Genomic DNA, 21291 nt, shown 5'->3' on the forward strand with positions numbered 1-21291 from the left:
GAGTCCGCTCACAGGCTGATCTCCGGGTGCAGCCGGTCCACCGTCCACACCTGCTTGCGGCGTGCCGTCCAGGCGGTGAGCACCAACGAGCCCGCGGTAAACGCCAGCAGCACCAGGCACGCGCGCCACACCGGCCACATCTCGCCCCCGGTGATCAGGTGCCGCAAACCGTCGACGATGTAACTCATGGGCAGGAACGGGTGGATGGCGTTGAAGAAACCGGGCGATGTCTGCACCGGGTACGTGCCGCCCGCGGAGGTGAGCTGGAGCATCAGCAGCGCCAGCACCAGCACGCGTCCGGCCGGTCCGAAGCGGGCGTTGAGCCACTGCACGATCGCCGCGAAGCAGGAGGTGACCAGTAGCAGGAACGCCACCGTACCGGCCGTGCGCACCATGTCGAGACCGATCGCCCAGTGCAGCACCGACAGCAGGGCCGCCACCTGGAGCACCCCGACCGCCGCCACCGGCAGCCATCCGGCGAACGCGATCCGCCACGCCGGAGCGCCGGCCGCGAGCGCACGCCGGTTGAGCGGCTGCATCAGCATGTACGCCACCATGGCGCCGACCCACAGCGACAGCGGGATGAAGTAGGGCGCGAAGCCGGTGCCGTAGTTGCCCGCCTTGTGGGTCGCCTTCGCCGCCAGCTGCACGGGATCCGCCATCACGGAGGTGCGCGCGTCGCGCTGCTGCGTGTCGTAGTCCGGGATCTGCCCGACCCCGTCGCGCAGGCCGGTGGCCAGCTGGTCGGAGCCGTCCGCCAGCTTGTACAGGCCGCCGTCCAGCGTCTGCGCGCCGTTGCGCAAGGTGCCCAGGCCGCCGGCGAGGGTGTCGCCGCCCTCCTTCAGCGTGCCGAGGCCGCTGTCGAGTTGCCCCGCGCCCGAGTCGAGCCGCCCGGCGCCCTGCTTGGCCGAGGTCAGACCGGTGTGCAGGGAGTCGGCGCCCTGGGCGAGCGCGTGCACCCCGGAGTTCAGTTCGTTGACCTTGCTGACGGCCGTTCGGATGTCGTCCGGCAGGTGCGGCGCCTCGTCCGCGAGCTGCTGGGCGAGGGTGTGCAACTGGCCCAGCTGCGTGCCGAGATCGCTCAGCGTCCCGGAGTTGTCGTGCACCAGGGTGTCGAGTTGCGAGGCGACCGAAGCGACCACCTTGGCGGCGGCCACCTCCTGCTTGAGCGCCGGGCACGTCGGGTCCGGCGTCGCCGCGCCCTCGCACCGGGTGGTGTACGAGGTGCGCAGTTCCCCGTACGCGGACTTCGCCTGGCTGTCCGCCTGGTCGACCGCCTTCGGCAGCTGCCCGAGATTGTCCTCGATGGTCTTCGACGCGTCGGCGACCAGTTGCGCGGCGGCGCCGATCTCCCGGTAGTGGTCCTTGACGAACGGCTCCACCTGCCCGGCGACCGCGTTCACCTTGTCGGCGAGCTGCTGCGTGCCGTCGGCGGCGGTCCTGGCGCCACCGGCCAGGGTGGACGAACCGCTCTCCAGCTTGCCCAGGCCGCTGTTCAGGGCGCCTGCGCCGCCCGCGAGCGCGTCACTGCCCTGCTTGGCCGTGCCCAGGCCGGCGGCCAGCTTGTCGCCGCCCTTCTTGGCGGTGCCCAGGCCGCCGGCGAGCTTGTCGCCGCCCTGCTTGGCCTGGCCCAGCCCATTGTCGAGCTTTCCGGCGCCGTCGGCGGCCTGCTGCGTCTTGTCGTGCAGGTCGGCGAAGGACACGAAGATCTTGTCGTAGAAGCCGCGCGACGCCTTCGCCGACGCCGCCGCCCGGATCTCCGAGAAGACGGTGCGCGAAATCTGCCCGACGATGTAGTTGTTCGCGTCGTTGGTGCGCACCTGGAGCGCGCCGGTCTGGGGGTCGTTCCCCGAACTCGACGCGATCCTGCGGCTGAAGTCGGCGGGAATCGTCAACGACAGGTAGTACGTGCCGTTTTCGACACCCTTGGCGGCGTGGGCGGCGTCGGTGGTCCGCCAGTCGAAGCTCTCGCTGTTGCCGTTCAGACCGCGCACCAGGTCGGCGCCCGCGTCGATCCGCTTGCCGTCCACCGTGGCGCCCCGGTCGGCGTTGACGAGCGCCACCGGAACCTTGTCCAGGCGCCCGTACGGGTCCCAGAACGACCACAGGTACAGCGCGCCGTACAGCAGCGGAAGCAGCAGCAGGGCCGCCATCGCCGCCCTGGGCAGCCGCCCCCTGCCGAACTTGCGCAGCTCAAGCGCGGCCAGCCTCGGCGTACGCATCCGCCGCCCCCTCCTCGGTCTCTCCGGTCTCCTGCGGGTGTTCTTCCGCGTCTTCCTGCGCGGTGCCCAGCCGTACGGTCAGCGCCTCCACGGACTCCGGCGCCTCGGCGCAGGCGGCGACGACCGTGATCCCCGAGTCGGCGACCGAACGCAGCAGAGCCCACGCCGCCGCGCGGTCGGCGGACGACAGCTTGTGGTCGGCGTCGTCCACCGCGAGCAGGCGGGGCCTCTGGATGAGCGCGAGGGCGACCCCGAGACGCAGCGCCTCCAGCCGCTCCAGATCGCGCACGGAGGTGCGCGGGCCCTTCGGCAACGTGTCCAGGTCGAGCCCGGCACCGGCCAGCGCCTCGTCGATACGGGCCCGGGCCCGCGCCGCACGCTCCTTGCGGGGCCGCAGCAGGGCGAGCGGCGAGGTGTCGAACCGCCGTTGCAGCAGCGCGCGTTCCCGCAGGTGCTCGGCGACGGTGAGCGCGGGGTCCAGCTCCGCCACGCCCTCCACCGGCCCGGTCGCGGTGAACCGCCGCACCGCCGCGAGGTGCCTGGGCAATGTCACGCCGCCGACCTCGGCACGGCCTTGGGTGGCCCGCATGCGGCCGGTCAGCGACAGCAGCAGGCAGGTGCGGCCCGATCCGGACGGGCCCTCGACCGCGACCAGGGCTCCCGGCGGCGCGTCCAGCGTGACCCCTTGGAACACCCAACCCCGTGGCCCCTTGAGCCCGAACCCCTCGGCCTTCACGGCCGCCCCGCGTGGGGCGCCGGTGTCGCGGTCGGTCATCTGCCCCTCCCTGGCTGTCTGCCCCGGTCGGCTTCCCCGGGCCTGACCCTTCGAACTTCTTTGAACTGACTGGTCAGTCTAAAAGTACCATGACCGGCCAGGGGCCGAGGTGCCGAACGAGCCGGGGGAGGCTGTGCGGTTGGCCACGGGCGCCCGGGAGCTCGGGGATGATGGGGGCGGCCCGGGTTGAGGGACCGGGCGCGAAGCCGCGGGAGGAGGGAGGCCGTGACGTCGCGGGAGACGTTCGACGAGGTGGCCGAGGATTACGACAGGCTCAGGCCCCGCTATCCGTCCGCCCTGGTCACCGCGCTCGTCCGCCGCGCCCGCCTGGGGCCCTCCAGCCGTGTCCTCGAAGTGGGCCCCGGCACCGGGCAGTTGAGCGTCCCGCTGGCCCGGCTCGGCGGCACGCTCGTCGCCGTCGAACTCGGCGCCGCCCTCGCCCGCGTCGCCCGCCGCAACCTGGCCCCCCACCCCGGGGCTCGTGTCGAGGTGGCCGCGTTCGAGAACTGGCCGCTGCCGTCCGAGCCGTTCGACGCCGTGGTCAGCGCGACCGCCTTCCACTGGATCAACCCCGCCGTGCGGCTCGTCAAGGCCGCCGACGCGCTCGCTCCCGGCGGCACACTGGCCCTGGTCACCACGCACCACGTGGCGGGCGGCACGGAGCCGTTCTTCGAGCGCGTCCAGCGCTGCTACGAGCGCTGGATGCCGGGCACGCCGGCAGGGCTGCGGCTGACGGACGAACGCGAGGCGGCCACGGACACCGGCGAGCTGGAGCGCTCCGGGCGGTTCCGCGACGTCGAAGTGACCGCGTACGCGCAGGAGATCGCGTACTCCACCCGCGAGTACCTCGACCTGCTGCTGACCTACTCCAACCACCGCGCCCTGCCGTCCGGCGCGCGGCGCGGGCTGCTGGAGTGCGTGGGCGGGCTGATCGAGAGGGAGTTCGGCGGCCGGGTCACCAAGCGGTACCTGCACGAGCTGATCACGGCACGCCGCTCGGCGTGAGGGTGTGCAGGCCGGGGGCCACGTCGGGGAGGTCCACGTCGGCGAGGTCCACGTTGGCGGGGCCCCGGGCCGAGCGGGGCCCCGTGCAGAGCGGGCTTCGCGCCGAGCGGCTTCGCCGGTGTGGCTTCACACCGAGCGGCGGGGCCTGACGTGCGGGCCCGGTACGCGCACTCCCGGCGAGGCGCCGACCTCCGCGAGGCGCCGACCTCCGCGAGGCGGCAGCCGGACGTCCCCTCGCGCGCCGAAATGCCCGCCCGTTTCAGGGCTTTGCGCAGGTCAGGGTCGATTGTCAGTGGTGTGCCCCACTATGACGGTGAGCAAGCTAACCGTCGTTGGAAGCGGAAGACCAGCAGCGGGGCCCGGCGACGGGTGCCGCAGACAGGAGGTCGTCATGGCCGCCACCGCAGCAGCGCGCCACCGTCACGCCGCGACGCCCCCGGCGTCCGGCCCGCCGAGCGATGTCCACCCCGTCCTGCGCAGGATGGCGGCCCCGCCCGCCGCGCTCGACCTGCTGGCCCAGGCTCGCGCCGGCCTCGACGAGGCGCTGACGCTGACCACGCCCAACGAGCGCTACGCCATCGCGCATCTGGCCGCGCTGCGCACCGCCGCCGCCGTGCTCGCCGTCAAGGGACGCCCGGATCCCGCCCCGCGCAGGCGGCAGCGGATACGGAGCGCGTGGGAGGTGCTGCCCGAGGTCGCTCCCGAACTGGCCGAGTGGAGCGCGCTGTTCGCCTCCGGCGCCGAGCGCAGGGCCAGGGCCGAGGCGGGCATACCCGGGGCGGTCGACGCCCGCGAGGCGGACGACCTGATACGCGTGACCGGCATGTTCGTCCGCATCGTCGAGCGGCTCCTGGGCCTGCAGGCACCGTTGGCCTAGCGCGGCCACGCACCGAAGACGCCGGAGACCGCGAGGACTCCCGGACCCCCAGGACCCCGAAGACACAGAAGACGCCCGAGGGAGGCGGGCGGGGCCGGGGGCGACGTCGGCCGCGGGGCCCTGGCCGGACCGCCGCGCGAGCCGGCCCGGCGGCGGACGCGTGACTGCCGCCGGTGGCGACCGCGTTGCCGCCGCTGGTGACGGTCGTGACGCGGGGGCGGGCGGCGCGCCGTCGGGGGAGGCCGGAGGCAATCCGGAGGCAATAAGGTGGACGCACTCGACCACCGGTCGACCCCAGCCCCCTCGCGAGGAGCCGTTCCGCCGTGTCAGACCCGCTGCGCCCCCGAGCGTCCCTGCGTACCGCCGTGGTCTGGGAGGTGCTCAAGGACGCCCTGGACCGGCAGGCCAAGGCCGCGCCCGATGGCACGCTGGACGTCCTGGACACCGGCGGCGGCACCGGCAACTTCGCCGTGCCGGTGGCCCGCCTCGGCCACCGGGTGACGGTCGTCGACCCCAGCCCCGACGCGTTGTTCGCCCTGGAGCGGCGGGCCGCCGAGGCCGGGGTGACCGACCGCGTCCGCGGGGTGCAGGGCGACGCGCACGGGCTGCTGGACGTGGTGCCGACCGGCTCGTACGACGTGGTGCTCTGCCACGGGGTCCTGGAGTACGTGGACGACCCCGCCGAGGGCGTGCGCAACGTGGTCGGCGCCCTGCGGGCGGCCGGCACCCTCAGCCTGCTCGCCGCCGGGCGCAACGGCGCCGTGCTCGCCCGCGCCATCGCCGGGCACTTCGGGGAGGCGCGGCGCGGGCTGTCCGACACCGAGGGGCGCTGGGGCGAGAGCGACCCGCTGCCGCGCCGGTTCACCGCCGAGGGCCTGACCGAGCTGGTCTCCGCCGCCGGACTCGAGGTGGCCTCGGTGCACGGCGTGCGGGTCTTCGCCGACCTCGTGCCGGGCGCGCTGGTGGACACCGAGCCCGGCGCGCTGGAGGCGCTGCTGAAGCTGGAGCTGGCCGCGGCCGGGCTCCCCGCGTTCCACGCGATCGCCACCCAGCTGCACGTCCTCGCTCGCCGGGGCTGAGCAGCTCTCCCGGCCCGCGCCGGACGGAGTGGCTCAGCGCCCCCCGCCGGGCCGCCCCGGACCGTATGATCTGGGTAAAGCATTCGCAGCATGATGAAACGACGGTCGGGGAAGAAGTTCCCTCGTCCGTCGCACGCGACTCCGCAGGTACGCGACACGCGGATCTGCGGCTGATTGGCGTAGAGGGGCGGGTTTCACGGGGGCGAATCCCTGCCTATCCTGAAAGGGTCGTACCGGTCGCGCCCCCTGCGACCGACGAGTAGGAGGACTCCGTGCCGCTCTCGGAGCACGAGCAGCGCATGCTCGAGCAGATGGAGCGAGCGCTGTACGCCGAAGATCCCAAGTTCGCGTCGGCGCTTGAGGGAAGCGGGCTGCGCACGTTCACCCGGCGGCGCGTCTACCAGGCGGTGGCCGGCTTTCTGGTGGGCGTCGCCCTGCTGATGGCCGGGATGGTGGCACAGCAGATCTGGATCAGCGTCGTGGGCTTCCTGGTGATGCTCGGATGCGCCGCGCTCGCGATCGCAACGCGGCGGCGGGCCGTGCGCCCGCTGGACCCGCGGCCGGGGCCCGGGACGAACCCGGGGCAGTTCGGGCGGCACCCGCGCCGCAAGGGCCGGGTCATGGACCGCATCGAGGAGCGCTGGCAGCGCCGCCGCGACGAGCAGGGCCACTGAGCGCGCCCGGCGTCACCGTGCGGGCGGCCTCCGCCGCGTGACCGCGCGGACGTACGGATCTCCTTCGCGACCTCGTCCTCGTACCAGGTGAGGGGGCGGTTCCCATCGGGAACCGCCCCCTCACTCGTGCGCGCCACCCGGAGCCGGGGCGGTCCGCCGCCCTCAGGCCGTCCGGTCGCCCGTCTTCCCGCGGCGCAGCGCGTCCACCGCCCGCGGCAAGGCCGCACGCCACCGGGCCGTCACCGCGTTCCAGCGCTCCGTCATGCGCCACAGCAGCCGCACCGCCGAGCGCGGAGCGAAGCGGGCCCGCAGCCTGGCGCGTCGGTCGGCGGCGTCGTACAGCGCGCGCCGCACCAGGCGCACGTCGTCGGCGAGGCCGGAGGCGGGCAGGGGGCGGGGCGCGTACAGCACCTGTTCGACCGCGCCGGCCACCCGCTCGACGGCCCCGGCGGCCCCCGTCCCGGTCAGCCGCGCGGACGCGATCAGACGGGCGGCGGCGCGGCGCGGGGTCTCGGAGTCGTCGGGCGGCACGCCGTAGTCCCAGGCGGTGTCCACCAGCTCGCGCCAGGCCGCCAGCGTGCGCGGCGCCGCGGTGTCGTCGCGCGGTCCCTCGGCCCCGAGGGTGGCGGTGCCCGCCGCTCTCGTCCCGCCCAGCCGCTGCCCGCGCACCCGTGTCCGCCACGTCATCGGCAGCAGCCCGAGCAGCAGGGCCAGACCCGCCAGGACCAGTACGGCGAGCGTGCCGGCGCCCGGCCCGTCGCCGCCCGACGGGGGCCCCAGCGGCAGCTGGGAACCGCTGTCGCAGCCGCCCAGTCGCCGCTGGGCGTGGCCGCAGCCCGCCGGGGCGGAGGCGGTCACGGTCGGCGCGGAGGTGTCGCCCAGGTGCGGGGCGGGCACGTCGCCGCCGGAGCCCGAAGGCGTGGGCCCCCGGGTGTAGTCGGGCGCGGAGCCGCGGCTCGGGGTGGGTTCGAAGCGGGTCCAGCCGACCCCCTGGAAGTACAGCTCGGGCCAGGCGTGGGCGTCCTTCAGGCCGACCGACCAGGTGTTGTCCGACTGGAGCGTCCCCGGTACGAAGCCGACGTCGACGCGGGCCGGGATGCCCAGGGTGCGGGCCATCGCCGCCATGGCGAAGGCGAAGTGCACGCAGAAGCCCTTCTTGTCCCGCAGGAAGCGCGCTATGGCGTCGGGCCCGCTGCCCTCGGCGACGCGGGTGTCGTAGATGAAGCCGCCGGTGACGGTGAACCAGTCCTGGAGCTTGACGGCCCGCTCGTAGGCGTTGGTGGCGCCCCGGGTGACCTGCCGCGCGGTCTGCTTCACCACGGCCGGCAGGTCGGACGGCACCTGGGTGTACTCCCGTTCGAGTGACGCCGGGGGCGGCGGCGCGTCCGCGAGCTGCTGCGCGGTCGGGTCCACCTCCAGACTCGCCACCTGGTACTGCACCCCCGACGTGGTCTGTCCCTGGTCGCCGACGAGGGTGCGGCCCTCCGGTTCGTAGCGCCACTCGCCGTTGACCCGCACCCTGGTCGCCGGGTAGGGGAGCGGCAGGTAGTTCTGCGCGTAGCCGGGGGCCGCGGCGATCGAGGTGGACACCGGTGTGGTGTGCACCGCGGAGCTGAGGCCCTGCGGTGTCGGCAGGGTGTCGGGCACGTCGGTGACCCGCCGCTCCGACGCCTTCCACGTCGTGCCGTCGAACTGGTCGAGGGTCAGGATGCGCAGGTACATGTCGCCCGCGTCGGGGGCGGTGGTGCGGTAGCGCAGCACCTCCGCGTCGCTGGGCTGGTTGAGGCTGTCCTGCAACGACACCAGCGGGTTGACCGCCGAGATGGTGTCGCCGTGGCCCAGCGCGCCCGCACCGCCCGGCCCCAGCAGCCCGCCGCCCATCGCGGGCAGTACCACCGGGGCGATCAGCGCGATGCCCAGCGCCATCGCGCCGATCCGACGGCCGGTGCGGGCCGGGGCGAGCGCGGGCTCCCAGGCGTCGGCGGCGGGAGCGCCCGAAGCACGGCGTGGCCCACCGAACACCCGCCCCCAGCGCGACAGCCGGTCCCGCCCCTCCGCCAGCAGCAGCGCCAGGTACCCGGCCGCCGCCAGCAGGAACCACAGCCACCGCGCCCCGCCCTGCGCGAGACCCGACGCCACCGAGTACAGGGCCAGCAGCGGAAGTCCGGCCGGGGCGGCGCTGCGGTAGGTCACCGCGAGCGCGTCCACGATCAGCGCGACCAGCACCACCCCGCCGACCAGCATCAGCCGGATACCGGGCGTCACCGGCGCCGGGATCGCGTACTGGCTGACGTCCTGCGCGCCGTCGGAGACCAGTTGCCCCAGCCGTGCCACCGCCTGCGGCCCCGGCACGACGCCCAGCAGCGCCTGCCCGCGCGCGAACGCGAAGGTGAACAGCAGCAGCGTCACCAGGGCCTGCGCCGCGACCGTCAACGGGCGGGCCAGCGGCACCCGCCGGGCCGCCGCGCCCACCGCCGCCTGCACGACCACCACCAGCAGCGCCTGCACGTACCAGCCGCTCGGCGACGCCAGCGGCAGCAGCGACAGCGCCGTCAGCAGCGACGCCAGCGCGGCGCACACCGTCAGCCTTCCCCGCCCGCTCACCGCACGCCCCCGCGCCGTGTGCTCGCGGCCCCTGCCTCAGCCCCGGCCCCGGTCAGCGTCCTCACCGTCCCGCCCCCTCGCGCTGGTGGTAGCGGTCCGCCTGCCGCCACAGGTCCGCGAGGTGGTCACCGGGCAGCACATGGATCGCGGTCCACCCCGCCTCGCGCAGGGTCCGCAGCGGCTCCTGCGCGCCCGCGCCCTCGTCCCGCCCGTCCAGGACGAACGCGACCGCGCCGCCGGTGCGCTGCCGCATGCGCGCGGCCAGCCGGGCCTGTTCGTCGTCCAGTTCGCCCAGGAACGCCACCGTCAGCCCCTCCTGCCCGCCGCGCAGCACGTCGTACGCGGCCGAAAGGCCCTCGTTGCCGGAGTGGTCCACCACGGCGAGCGCCTCCAGCAGCAGCCCGGCCGCCTCCGAGGAGTCGTCGCCGAAGCCGCCCGAGCCACCAGGTCCGTCCGGCCCCGGCACGCAGCTGCCGGTGTCGGTCAGCAGCCGGCAGGCGTAACCGCGCTCCAGCATGTGCGAGGCGACGGACGCCGCGCCCGAGACCGCCCATTCGAACGCGGAGTCGGGGCCGGCGCCGTGGTAGGCGGCCTGCCGGGTGTCCAGCAGTACCGTGCAGCGCGCCCGGTGCGGCTGCTCCTCCCGGCGCACCATCAGCTCCCCGTAGCGGGCGGTCGAGCGCCAGTGCACCCGGCGCAGGTCGTCGCCGTGGCGGTAGCCGCGCGGGATCACGTCGTCCTCACCGGCCAGCGCGAGCGCCCGGGTGCGGCTGTCGCCGTAGCCCGCGCTCTCCCCGACGAGCCGCACCATCGGCAGCGGGTCGACCCGGGGCACCACGGTGAGCGTGTCGGACGCCTCGAAGGAGCGCGTCAGCTCGCACATCCCGAACGGATCGGTCAGCCGCAGCTGCAACGGACCCAGCGGATAGTGCCCGCGCAGGTCGGAGCGTACCCGGTAGGACACCTCGCGGTGGCCGCCCGGCTCCACCCGGTCCAGCACGAACCGGGGCCTCGGCCCCAGCACGTACGGCACCCGGTCCTGGAGCATCAGCAGCCCGGTCGGCAACCGCGAGACGTTCTCCACCCGCAGGTGCACCCGGGCCTGCGACATCGCGGGCACCCGCGACGGGGTCAGCCTGCGGGTGGACGCCACCCGGTAGCGGGTGCGGTGGACGACCAGGACGCAGGCGAGCGGCAGCACCGCGAGCAGCAGTCCGACCCGCAGCAGGTCCGGCTGCCCGAGCACGTAGGCGCAGGCCCCGGCGGCGATGCCGGCGGCCAGGAACGACCGCCCCCGCGTGGTCAGCCCGCCCAGGGCCCGCCAGACCCCGCCCGCGCGGACCGGCCCCGGGCCCTCGTCGTCGTACGGGTCGCTCCGGCGCACGCCGCTCATCGGAGCTGCGCTCACGGGTTCCTCGGGCCGTGCGGATCGGGCACCGGCGTACGCTGCACGATCTCGGCGACCATCTGCTCCGGGGTGCGGCGGTTCAACTGCGCCTGCGCGGTGGGCAGCAGACGGTGCGCCAGCACGGCGGGCGCCAGCGTCTGCACGTCGTCCGGGAGCACGAAGTCCCGCCCGTCCAGCGCCGCCGCCGCCCGCGCGGCCCGCACCAGGTGCAGCGTGGCGCGCGGTGAGGCGCCGAGCCGCAGGTCGGGGTGGCGGCGAGTGGCGTCGACGAGCTCGACCGCGTACCGCCGCACGGGCGCCGCGACGTGCACCGTGCGCACCGCCTCGACCAGCTTCTCGATGTCGTGCGCGTGCGCCACCGGCTCCAGGTCGTCCAGCGGATCGGGACCGCCGTGCACGTCCAGCATCCGCAGCTCGGCCTCCTGGCTGGGGTAGCCGATGGAGACCCGGGCCATGAAGCGGTCGCGCTGTGCCTCGGGCAGCGGGTAGGTGCCCTCCATCTCCACCGGGTTCTGGGTGGCGATGACCATGAAGGGCCTGGGCAGTTCGTAGGTGTTGCCGTCGATGGTGACCTGCCGCTCCTCCATCGACTCCAGCAGCGCCGACTGGGTCTTCGGGGACGCCCGGTTGATCTCGTCGCCGACCACGATCTGGGCGAAGATCGCGCCCGGCTTGAACTCGAAGTCCCGCCGCTGCTGGTCGAAGACGCTCACCCCGGTGATGTCGGAGGGCAGCAGGTCGGGGGTGAACTGGATGCGGCGCACCGAGCAGTCGATGGACTTCGCCAGTGCCTTGGCGAGCATCGTCTTGCCCACCCCCGGCACGTCCTCGATCAGCAGGTGCCCCTCGGCGAGCAGCACGGTCAGCGCGAGCCGTACGACCTCGGGCTTGCCCTCGATCACGTTCTCCACCGAACCGCGCACCCGCGCGGCGGTGGTGGTCAGATCGCTGAGCCCAGCTCGTGATTCATAGGTCGTCACCCGGCCCTCCTAGGCCCCGCGAGCCCCCGGCCGACGGCGCCGGGGGCTGTAGTCCGTGAGGCGGCGACCGCGGCGGCGGCCGGTCCTCCCCGATGGCGTGCACCGGGGAAGCCGGTGCCACGTCCCGCATTCTTCCCTTTCGCGGCCCGCCGCGTCACCGGAAGGTCCGTTACTCGGCCGTGATTTCCCGCAGCAGACCGGTGTGGACGTCGAAGACGAAGCCGCGCACCTCCTCGGTGAGCGTGAGGAACGGGGAGGTGCGCACCCGTGCCATGGACTGGCGCACGTCCTGGTCCACGTCGGTGAACGACTCCACCGCCCAGGTGGGGCGCTGGCCGACCTCGTGCTCCAGGTCGGTGCGGAAGCCCTCGGTCAGCGACTCAAGACCGCAGTTGGTGTGGTGGATCAGCACGACCGAACGGGTGCCCAGGGCGCGCTGACTGATCGCCAGCGAACGGATGGTGTCGTCGGTGACCACACCGCCCGCGTTGCGGATGGTGTGGCAGTCGCCCAGCCGCAGGCCGAGCGCCGCGTGCAGGTCGATCCGGGCGTCCATGCAGGCGACCACGGCCACCTCGCGCACCGGGCGGGCACCCATGCCCGGGTCGGTGAAGCCCTCGGCGTAGCGGCGGTTGGCCTCGACGAGGCTGTCGATCACCGACCCTTCGGCGGACGCGGACGAAGCGGCGGGTGACGCGGAGGACGCGGAGGCTGATATCGACATGACACGACCGTAGACGGCGCGCGGCACGGCGTCTCGTCCTGGTGGGGGACGAAAACGGAAACCCAGGCGTCAATCGAGCGAGCCGTGAGCTAGCCCACAGGCGTGAGCCGTGCTGAGGCGTCCGGGTGAACCACGGGCCGCGGCGCGCGGACCGGCCCCCGTCACGCCCGTACTCGGCCGGATAATCCCCCGTCGCCTCTCCTGCCTGCGGTTTCGCCCCGGTGAAGGAGACCCGTACGGGTCTCGTCCGCGATTGACCGTGGTGGGCTGTGGAGTAAAGTGGCGCGAAGTGGGAGGCTGACGGCTGCGAGCGTGCGGGAGGTGCGGATGTTCCTCGGGACGTACGCGCCGCGCCTGGACGACAAGAGCAGGCTCGTCCTGCCGGCCCGGTTCCGCGACCAGCTCGCCGACGGCCTGGTCGTCACCAAGGGGCAGGAGCGCTGCCTGTGCGTGTGGCCGCTGGCCGAGTTCCGCTCGGTGACCGAGCGGCTGCGGCAGGCGCCGGTGACCTCCAAGGCCGCCCGGGACTACATGCGGGTGCTGTTCGCCGGGGCCACCGACGAGGTGCCGGACAAGCAGGGCCGCATCACCATCCCCCAGCCGCTGCGCGACTACGCGGGGCTGACCAGGGACTGCACGGTCGTCGGCGCCAACAACCGGCTCGAGGTCTGGGACGCGGCCGCCTGGGACCACTACCTGGCCGGCCAGGAGGAGAGCTTCTCGGCCCTGTCGCAGGAGGTGCTCCCCGGCATAGTGTGACGGCGTCCCCGGCACGCCACCGCATCGAGACCGCCGCGGCGCCGACCGCCCGCGCTCCCTTGTACGTGACGCCAGGCCTCCTCCCGCTCCCGGCTCGCTGGTGCTACTTCCCCGGTGCCAGCCGGCTCCTTCCCTACGAGCGGGCGGGGACCCGGCGGTACGTCCAGGCCCTCCACCCCGTACAAAGGGGACCGTGAAGGGCACAGTTCGATCAGAGGGCCAGATGAGCACCACCTGCCACGCGTCGTCCCCGTCCCGAGGGCTCGGGCCGCGTTCCGGCGCCGCCGCACGCCGGCCGCGCCGCGGCGCCGCCGCGAGGGGGTGCCGACGATGACCGAACCACGTCATGTCCCGGTCATGCTCCAGCGGTGCCTCGACCTGCTCGCCCCGGCGCTCGCCGAGCCCGGCGCGGTCGTCGTGGACGCCACGCTCGGCCTCGGCGGCCACAGCGAGGCACTGCTGTCCACCTTCCCGGCCGCCCGCCTGGTCGCCCTCGACCGCGACCCGGCCGCCCTCAAGCTCGCCGGCGAGCGGCTCGCCCCGTTCGGCGAGCGGGCCACCCTGGTGCACGCGGTCTACGACGAACTGCCCGAGGTCCTCGACCGGCTGGGTGTGCCCCGGGTCCAGGGTGTCCTGTTCGACCTGGGCGTCTCCTCCATGCAACTGGACGAGGCCGAGCGCGGCTTCGCCTACGCGCAGGACGCGCCGCTGGACATGCGCATGGACCAGAACACCGGCATCAGCGCGGCGGAGGTCCTCAACACCTACCCGCCAGGCGAGCTGGTCCGGGTGCTGCGCGCCTACGGCGAGGAGAAGTTCGCCCGCAAGATCGTCGAGGCGGTCGTCAGGGAACGGGAGAAGGAACCGTTCACCAACAGCGCCCGGCTGGTCGAGCTGATCCGCGACGCGCTGCCGCAGGCCGCCAAGCGCACCGGGGGCAACCCCGCCAAGCGCACCTTCCAGGCCCTGCGCATCGAGGTCAACGGCGAACTCGCGGTGCTGGAGCGGGCGATCCCGGCGGCCGTCTCGGCGCTCGCGGTGGGCGGCAGGATCGCCGTGCTGTCGTACCACTCGCTGGAGGACCGCCTGGTCAAGCAGGTCTTCACGGCGGGCGCGAGCCACACCGCGCCGCCCGGCCTGCCGGTCGTCCCGGAGCGCTACCAGCCCCGGCTGAAGCTGCTGACGCGCGGCGCCGAGCTGCCCACGGAAGAAGAGATCGCCGACAACCGCAGGGCCGCCCCGGCCCGGCTGCGCGGTGCGGAACGCGTCCGGGAGGACGTCGCGGACGACGGGGGCCGCCGGTGAGCGGCGCGCCGCCGCGCCCGCCCCGCCCGGCGCGTGCCCGGGTCCTGGGCGGCGGACGCGGCGCCCGCGCGGCCCGCACCCCGTTCGTGCTGCTGGTCGTCGCCCTGCTGGCCACCGGCCTGATCTCGCTGCTGCTGCTCAACGCCTCCGTCAACCAGGGCGCTTTCCAGCTGTCGAACTACAAGAAGCAGACCAAGCAGCTCACCGACGAGGAGCAGGCGCTCCAGCAGCAGGTCGACCAGGAGTCGGCGCCCGGTTCGCTGGCCGCCCAGGCCCGCAGGCTCGGCATGGTGCCCGGCGGCAACCCGGCCTTCCTGATGCCCGGCGGCGCGGTGCGCGGCGTGCCCGGCGAGGCCGGCGCCCCGCCGGTCCCGCCGCCCGCCACCGCGCCCGCCGCGCCGCCGTCCCCCTCCCAGGCCCCGTCGGGGTCGCCCGCGCCCGCGCAGTCCATCGGCCCGTCGTCGCGGGCGGCGGCCTCGGCCCCGGCGCCCGCCCTGCCCCCCGCCCCGCCCGCCCCGTCATCGGCCTCCGGCGCCTCCGGGCCCACGGCGTCCCCGGCGTCCGTGACCGGCGCCGGCCCGAACGGCACGGGTGGCCCGGACAGCACGGGCGGCACCGGTGGCACGGGCGGCACCGACTCCCCGGCTCCGGCAAGGTGATCGCGTGACCCAGCAGAAACGCCCCCGGCCCGGCGGGCACCTGCCCCGCCCGGCCCGTCCCGCCCGTCCGGCGCCCCGGCAGGCGTCGGTGGGGCGTCCGCGCAGGCCCGCGGGACCGCCGCGCCGCCCGCCCGGCCCGCCGCGCAGGCCCGCAGGCCCGGCCCGGCTGCGGCTCGGACGGCCCAAGCCCCGGCTGCGGCTGGTCAGCGTGCTGCTGGCACTGGTGCTCGTGACCTTCGGCGTGCGGCTCTTCCAGGTCCAGGTGGTGGACTCCGCGGGCTACGACGCCAAGGCCGACATCAACCGCTACCAGCCGGTGCAGCTCGCGGCCACCCGCGGCGACATCACCGACCGCGACGGTGCGGAGCTGGCGGCCAGCGTCGACGCGTACGACATCACCGCCGACCCCTACCTGTTCACCCCCGACCAGGCGAAGATCTCCGACGCGCCGCAGAAGGCCGCCGTCGCGCTCGCCCCGGTCATCGGCGGCGACGAGCAGACCATCGCCGGCCTGCTGGCCACCCCCAGGTCGCGTTACGTGGTGCTCGCCCGCGGCGTCACCCCGCAGGTGTGGAACCAGGTCAAGGCCCTCCAGGCGAAGCTCGCCGCTCAGGCCGCGAAGCAGGGCGACCCGGGACTGCTGGCGGGCGTGCTGTCGGAGCCCACCAGCAAGCGCGTCTACCCCAACGGCGACCTCGCCGCCGGTGTCCTCGGCTTCGTCAACGGGCAGCAGCAGGGCGCGGGCGGCCTGGAAGCCCAGTACAACAGCGAACTCGCCGGTAGACCCGGCAAGATGACGGTCGCCACCTCCGGCGGCCAGGTCATCCCCACCGCCGGCATCCAGGAGCAGGCCCCGGTGCCCGGCACCGACATAAGGCTCACCCTCGACCGGAACATCCAGTGGGCCGCCCAGAGCGCCATCGCCGCCCAGGTGAAGAAGTCCAAGGCGGACCGCGGCTACGTGGTCGTCCAGGACTCCCGCAGCGGCCAGATCCTCGCGATGGCCGACGCGCCCGGCTTCAACCCCAACGACCTCGGCGACGCCAGCCCCGCCTCGCTGGGCAACCCCGCCCTGCAGGACGCGTACGAACCGGGCAGCGTCAGCAAGCTGATGTCCATGTCCGCGATCATCAACGAGGGCGTGGCGACCCCGCTCACCCACGTGGTGGTCCCCGGCACCCTGCAACGCGGCGACCGGGTCTTCCACGACGACGAACCGCACCCCACCGAGTACCTCACCCTCAGCGGCGTCCTCGCGCAGTCCAGCAACATCGGCACCATCGAGGCGACCGGCCAGCTGGGCAGGACCCAGCAGCAGTCCGACCAGATCCTCTACTCCTACCTGCGCAAGTTCGGCATCGGCGAGCCGACCGGGCTGGACTTCCCCGGCGAGACGCCCGGCATCCTGGCGCCGCCGGGCAAGTGGAGCACCTCGCAGCAGTACACGATCCCGTTCGGCCAGGGCCTGTCCGTCAACGCGCTGCAGGCCACCTCCATCTACTCCACCATCGCCAACGGCGGCGTACGGGTGCAGCCGACCCTGGTCGAGGGCACCACGGGACCGGACGGCCAGTACACGCCCGCGCCCGCGCCCAAGCGCACCCGGGTGGTGAGCACCAGCACCGCCAAACAGGTGACCGAGATGCTGGAGACCGTCGTCGGCAGCGAGAACGGCACCGGCACCATGGCGCAGATCCCCGGCTACCAGGTGGCGGGCAAGACCGGCACGGCCAACCGGGTGGATCCGGCCACCGGCCGCTACCACGGTTACACCTCGTCCTTCATGGGCTTCGCGCCCGCCGACGACCCCCGCGTCACCGTCTCCTGCGTCATCCAGAACCCCACCGTCGGCAGCTACTTCGGCGGCAGCATCTGCGGCCCGGTCTTCAAGCAGGTCATGGAGTTCGCACTGAAAACGCTCCAGGTGCCGCCGTCCGGCAAGCCGGCGCCGAGGATCCCCGTCGAGTTCCAGCCGGGAAAGCAGTGAGCCGCCGTGACAACCATCACAAATCCACCCGGACCGGGAACCGGCGGCGAGTCCGCGGGCCCGGCCCCTTTTCGCCCGGACCCCTCCATGCCCGGTAACCTCACCGCCGTGCCACAAGCTGATCAGTCCCCCCGTTCGCAGCGAGAGCCCGAGAAGGTGCCGGGTCCGCCCCGGCCCGCCGGGGTCCGCCCCAAACCGCTCGCGGAACTGGCCGAACGGCTCGGCCTGAAGCCCCCCGCGGACGGCGCGCCGGTCACCGGCATCACCCACGACTCCCGCGCGGTACGCCCCGGTGACGTCTACGCGGCGCTGCCCGGCGCCCGCTTCCACGGCGCCGACTTCGCCTCCCAGGCGGCCGAACGCGGCGCCGTCGCCGTGCTCACCGACCCGGCCGGCCGCGACCGTGCCGCCGCGGCCGGACTGCCGGTCCTGGTGGTGGACGACCCGCGCTCCCGGATGGGCGCGCTGGCCGCCGCCGTCTACGACGAGCCCGGTGCCGACCTCCTCCAGATCGGCATCACCGGCACCTCCGGCAAGACCACCACCGCGTACCTCGTCGAAGGCGGCCTGCGCGCCGCGTACGGCCCGGCGACCGGGCTGATCGGGACCGTCGAGTCCCGCATCGGCGACGAACGCCTCAAGAGCGAGCGCACCACGCCCGAGGCCACCGACCTCCAGGCGCTGTTCGCGGTGATGCGCGAGCGCGAGGTGCGGGCGGTCGCGATGGAGGTCTCCAGCCACGCCCTGGTGCTCGGCCGGGTCGACGGCGCCGTCTTCGACGTGGGCGTCTTCCTCAACCTCAGCCCGGAGCACATGGAGTTCCACCGGGACATGGAGGACTACTACCAGGCGAAGGCGCAGCTGTTCACCCCGCGCCGCAGCCGCCTCGGAGTGGTCAACATCGACGACGTGTGGGGCCAGCGGCTGCTGAAGGAGGCGTCGGTCCCCGTCGTCAGCTTCTCCGCCGAGGGCCACCCGGACGCCGACTGGCGCGCCGAGGACGTCGAGGTCGGCCCGCTGGGCAGCACCTTCACCGTCGTCGGCCCCAGCGGCGAACGGGTGCCCGCCAGGTCCCCGCTGCCCGGCCCGTTCAACGTGGCCAACTCCCTCGCCGCGATCACCGCTCTGGTCGCCGCCGGGATCGACCCGCGTACCGCCGCCGACGGCGTCGCCGCCGTGCCCGGCGTCCCGGGCCGCCTGGAGCGCGTCGACGCCGGGCAGGACTACCTCGCCGTCGTCGACTACGCGCACAAGACCGACGCGGTCGAGTCCGTGCTGCGGGCGCTGCGCAAGGTCACCGAGGGCCGCATCCACATCGTGCTCGGCTGCGGCGGCGACCGCGACCAGCAAAAGCGCGGCCCGATGGGCGCCGCCTGCGCCCGCCTCGCCGACACCGCGGTACTGACCTCCGACAACCCGCGCTCGGAGGACCCGCTGGCGATCCTGGCCACCATGCTGGCCGGAGCCGCCGAGGTGCCCGCCCACGAACGCGGGCGCGTCACGGTGGAGCCCGACCGGGCCGCCGCCATCGCCGCCGCCGTCTCCGTCGCACAACCCGGCGACACCGTGCTGGTGGCGGGCAAGGGCCACGAGCAGGGCCAGGACGTCGCCGGGGTCGTGCGCCCCTTCGACGACCGCGAGGTGCTGCGCGCCGCCATCGAACGCGCGGAACCCCGCGTCGCCGTCCGTCCCCCCGCCCGAACGAAGGACACCGACCAGCAGTGATCGCACTCACCCTCGCCGAGGTCGCGCAGGCGGTCGGCGGGAGCACGCACGACATACCCGACCCGTCGCTCCCCGTCAGCGGGCCGGTGCTGACCGACTCGCGCCTGGTCGTCCCCGGCAGCCTCTTCGTCGCCTTCGACGGAGAGCGCGTGGACGGCCACGACTTCGCCGGGCAGGCGGTCGCCGCCGGAGCGGTCGCCGTGCTGGCCGCCCGGCCGGTCGGCGTGCCCGCGATCGTGGTGGACGACGTCCGGGGGGCGCTGGGCGCGCTCGCCCGGGAGGTCATCCGGCGCCTCGGCGTGGACGTCGTCGCCCTGACCGGCTCCTCCGGCAAGACCAGCACCAAGGACCTCATCGCGCAGTTGCTGACGCGCCTGGGGCCCACGGTCTACCCGGAGGGCAGCCTCAACAACGAGATCGGGCTGCCGCTGACCGCGCTGCGCGCCGAGGCCGGCACCCGCAACCTCGTGCTGGAGATGGGCGCCAGGGGCATCGGCCACATCAGGTACCTGACCGAGCTGACCCCGCCGCGCATCGGCGTCGTCCTCAACGTCGGCACCGCGCACATCGGCGAGTTCGGCGGCCGGGAGCAGATCGCCCAGGCCAAGGGCGAACTGGTCGAGGCGCTGCCCGGCGAGGCCGAGGGCGGCATCGCCGTGCTCAACGCCGACGACCCCTACGTGCGCGCCATGGCGAACCGCACGAAGGCCCGCTGCGTCTTCTTCGGCGAGTCGCAGGAGGCGAGTGTGCGCGCGCAGGACGTCCGGCTCGACCCGAAGGGCCGTGGAGTCTTCACGCTCCGCACACCCACCGGGTGCGCCCCGGTGACCCTGCGGCTGTACGGTGAGCACCACGTGTCGAACGCGCTGGCCGCGGCCGCCGTCGCCGGTGAACTGGGCATGCCCGTCGAGGAGATCGCCTCCGCGCTCTCCGAGGCCGGATCGCTCTCCCGCTGGCGCATGGAGGTCACCGAGCGGCCGGACGGCGTGACGGTCGTCAACGACGCCTACAACGCGAATCCCGACTCCATGAGGGCCGCCCTGCGCGCGCTCGTCGCCATGGGCCGGGGCTCGGGGGCCGAGGGGGGCCGCACCTTCGCGGTGCTGGGCGAGATGGCCGAGCTCGGCGAGGACTCGCTCGCCGAACACGACGCGATCGGACGGCTCGCCGTCCGGCTCAACGTCAGCAAGCTCGTGGCCGTGGGCGGCGAGGCCGCCGCCTGGCTGGACATGGGCGCCAAGAACGAGGGTTCGTGGGGTGAGGAGTCGGTGCACGTGTCCGACGCGGAGACGGCGATCGACCTGTTGCGCAGTCAACTGCGCCCGGGGGACGTCGTGCTGGTGAAGGCATCGCGGTCGGTGGGGCTCGAGCGCGTCGCGCAGGCACTGGCCGACGCGGACGGTGGCGCCGGCGCGCGGGGCGAGGTCTGACGGACGATGAAGCAGATCCTCATCTCGGGCGTCATCGGCCTGTTCCTCTCCCTGATCGGCACCCCGGCGCTGATCAAGCTGCTGGCCCGCAAGGGCTACGGCCAGTTCATCCGGGACGACGGCCCGCGCGGCCACCACAGCAAGCGCGGCACCCCCACCATGGGCGGTATCGCCTTCATCATCGCCACGGTGATCGCGTATGCGGCGACCAAGCTGATCGTCGGTGAACGGCCCACCATCTCCGGGCTGTTGGTGCTCTTCCTCTTCGTCGGCATGGGCCTGGTCGGCTTCCTCGACGACTACATCAAGATCGTCAAGCAGCGCAGTCTGGGCCTGCGGGCCAAGGCCAAGATGGCCGGCCAGCTGATCGTCGGCATCGCCTTCGCCGTCCTGGCCCTGAACTTCCCCAACCAGCGCCACTCCACCCCGGCCTCCACCAAGCTGTCCTTCACCCAGGACTTCGGCTGGTCGATCGGCCCGGTGATCTTCGTGATCTGGGCGCTGTTCATGATCCTGGCGATGTCCAACGGCGTGAACCTCACCGACGGCCTCGACGGCCTGGCCACCGGCGCCTCGGTGATGGTCTTCGCCGCCTACACCGTCATCGGCGTCTGGCAGTACGGCCAGTCCTGCGCCAACGCCCTCACCGCGGGCCCGGGTTGCTACGACGTACGCGACCCGCTCGACCTCGCGGTGGTGGCCGCCGCGCTGATGGGCGCCTGCTTCGGCTTCCTGTGGTGGAACACCTCGCCGGCGAAGATCTTCATGGGTGACACCGGGTCGCTGGCGCTCGGCGGCGCGCTCGCGGGCCTGGCGATCTGCTCGCGCACCGAACTGCTGATGGCCATCCTCGGCGGCCTGTTCGTGCTCATCACCCTGTCCGTGGTCATCCAGGTCGGCTCCTTCCGGCTCACCGGCAAGCGGGTCTTCCGGATGGCGCCGCTCCAGCACCACTTCGAACTCAAGGGGTGGAGCGAGGTCCTGGTGGTCGTCCGCTTCTGGATCATCCAGGGCATGTGCATGGCGGTCGGCCTGGGCCTGTTCTACGCGGGCTTCGTGGCCGCGAAGTGAGGAAGGC

17 protein-coding genes are annotated in these 21291 nt (G+C 73.9%); 11 read left to right on the plus strand and 6 right to left on the minus strand.

The features are described from left to right. Positions 1 to 8 precede the first annotated feature (8 nt). Both CK485_RS14875 and CK485_RS14880 read right to left on the minus strand, forming a co-directional pair. Positions 9 to 2222: a YhgE/Pip domain-containing protein gene (locus tag CK485_RS14875; protein ID WP_109450703.1), complete on the minus strand. Its 2214-nt coding sequence runs from the start codon at positions 2220 to 2222 to the stop codon at positions 9 to 11. Next, complete coding sequence (locus CK485_RS14880) at positions 2194 to 2997, minus strand: ATP-binding cassette domain-containing protein (protein WP_109450705.1); 804 nt, start codon at positions 2995 to 2997, stop codon at positions 2194 to 2196. The genes CK485_RS14875 and CK485_RS14880 overlap by 29 nt, the downstream gene beginning before the upstream one ends. Positions 2998 to 3222: 225 nt before the next feature. Here CK485_RS14880 and CK485_RS14885 point away from each other — a divergent pair, with 225 nt between their 5' ends. The 4 genes from CK485_RS14885 (at position 3223) to CK485_RS14900 (ending at position 6632) form a co-directional block, all read left to right on the plus strand. Beyond that, on the plus strand, positions 3223 to 4002 hold the full coding sequence (locus CK485_RS14885) for a class I SAM-dependent methyltransferase (protein WP_109450707.1): 780 nt from the start codon (positions 3223 to 3225) through the stop codon (positions 4000 to 4002). A 391-nt stretch (positions 4003 to 4393) separates the two neighbouring features. Beyond that, the gene (locus CK485_RS14890; RefSeq protein WP_109450709.1) at positions 4394 to 4879 is read left to right on the plus strand and encodes an SAV_6107 family HEPN domain-containing protein; all 486 of its coding nucleotides are present in this window, start codon (positions 4394 to 4396) and stop codon (positions 4877 to 4879) included. Between the two features lie 323 nt (positions 4880 to 5202). After that, positions 5203 to 5958 carry a methyltransferase gene (locus CK485_RS14895; protein WP_109450711.1) on the plus strand — a complete coding sequence of 252 codons (756 nt, stop codon included), beginning with the start codon at positions 5203 to 5205 and terminating at the stop codon, positions 5956 to 5958. Between the two features lie 272 nt (positions 5959 to 6230). Further along, a complete protein-coding gene (locus CK485_RS14900; protein WP_109450713.1) occupies positions 6231 to 6632 on the plus strand; it encodes a DUF3040 domain-containing protein in 402 nt (133 codons plus the stop codon). Positions 6633 to 6794: 162 nt separating this feature from the next. Here CK485_RS14900 and CK485_RS14905 read toward each other — a convergent pair whose 3' ends face one another. The 4 genes from CK485_RS14905 to CK485_RS14920 all read right to left on the minus strand — a co-directional run bounded on the left by CK485_RS14905 (position 6795) and on the right by CK485_RS14920 (position 12348). Continuing rightward, positions 6795 to 9236, minus strand: coding sequence for a DUF3488 and transglutaminase-like domain-containing protein (locus tag CK485_RS14905; protein ID WP_109450715.1), 2442 nt, complete (start codon positions 9234 to 9236; stop codon positions 6795 to 6797). A gap of 61 nt (positions 9237 to 9297) precedes the next feature. Next, on the minus strand, positions 9298 to 10629 hold the full coding sequence (locus tag CK485_RS14910; protein ID WP_109450717.1) for a DUF58 domain-containing protein: 1332 nt from the start codon (positions 10627 to 10629) through the stop codon (positions 9298 to 9300). A gap of 11 nt (positions 10630 to 10640) precedes the next feature. Further along, the gene (locus tag CK485_RS14915; RefSeq protein WP_109450719.1) at positions 10641 to 11624 is read right to left on the minus strand and encodes a MoxR family ATPase; all 984 of its coding nucleotides are present in this window, start codon (positions 11622 to 11624) and stop codon (positions 10641 to 10643) included. A 169-nt stretch (positions 11625 to 11793) separates the two neighbouring features. Further along, positions 11794 to 12348: a carbonic anhydrase gene (locus CK485_RS14920; RefSeq protein WP_109453028.1), complete on the minus strand. Its 555-nt coding sequence runs from the start codon at positions 12346 to 12348 to the stop codon at positions 11794 to 11796. 327 nt (positions 12349 to 12675) lie between these two features. Between CK485_RS14920 and mraZ the strand changes: the two genes are divergently transcribed. From mraZ to mraY, 7 genes are all read left to right on the plus strand, one after another. Further along, positions 12676 to 13107, plus strand: a complete 432-nt coding sequence (gene mraZ / locus CK485_RS14925) for a division/cell wall cluster transcriptional repressor MraZ (protein ID WP_109450721.1) — start codon at positions 12676 to 12678, stop codon at positions 13105 to 13107. Between the two features lie 330 nt (positions 13108 to 13437). Further along, positions 13438 to 14412, plus strand: coding sequence for a 16S rRNA (cytosine(1402)-N(4))-methyltransferase RsmH (gene rsmH, locus CK485_RS14930; RefSeq protein ID WP_109450722.1), 975 nt, complete (start codon positions 13438 to 13440; stop codon positions 14410 to 14412). Then, the gene (locus CK485_RS14935; RefSeq protein ID WP_199239350.1) at positions 14409 to 15071 is read left to right on the plus strand and encodes a hypothetical protein; all 663 of its coding nucleotides are present in this window, start codon (positions 14409 to 14411) and stop codon (positions 15069 to 15071) included. The genes rsmH and CK485_RS14935 overlap by 4 nt, the downstream gene beginning before the upstream one ends. A gap of 4 nt (positions 15072 to 15075) precedes the next feature. Further along, positions 15076 to 17058 (plus strand): penicillin-binding protein 2, encoded by a 1983-nt coding sequence (locus tag CK485_RS14940; protein ID WP_109450724.1) that lies wholly within the window; start codon positions 15076 to 15078, stop codon positions 17056 to 17058. A gap of 6 nt (positions 17059 to 17064) precedes the next feature. Then, positions 17065 to 18783, plus strand: a complete 1719-nt coding sequence (locus CK485_RS14945; RefSeq protein ID WP_199239351.1) for a UDP-N-acetylmuramoyl-L-alanyl-D-glutamate--2,6-diaminopimelate ligase — start codon at positions 17065 to 17067, stop codon at positions 18781 to 18783. Then, a complete protein-coding gene (murF, locus tag CK485_RS14950) occupies positions 18780 to 20213 on the plus strand; it encodes a UDP-N-acetylmuramoyl-tripeptide--D-alanyl-D-alanine ligase (protein WP_109450728.1) in 1434 nt (477 codons plus the stop codon). Before CK485_RS14945 ends, murF begins: the two co-directional genes overlap by 4 nt. 6 nt (positions 20214 to 20219) lie before the next feature. Then, on the plus strand, positions 20220 to 21284 hold the full coding sequence (gene mraY, locus CK485_RS14955; RefSeq protein WP_109450730.1) for a phospho-N-acetylmuramoyl-pentapeptide-transferase: 1065 nt from the start codon (positions 20220 to 20222) through the stop codon (positions 21282 to 21284). Positions 21285 to 21291 lie beyond the last annotated feature (7 nt).

The sequence above is a fragment of the Streptomyces sp. ICBB 8177 genome (assembly GCF_003144095.1).
In the GTDB taxonomy this organism is placed as follows: domain Bacteria; phylum Actinomycetota; class Actinomycetes; order Streptomycetales; family Streptomycetaceae; genus Streptantibioticus_D.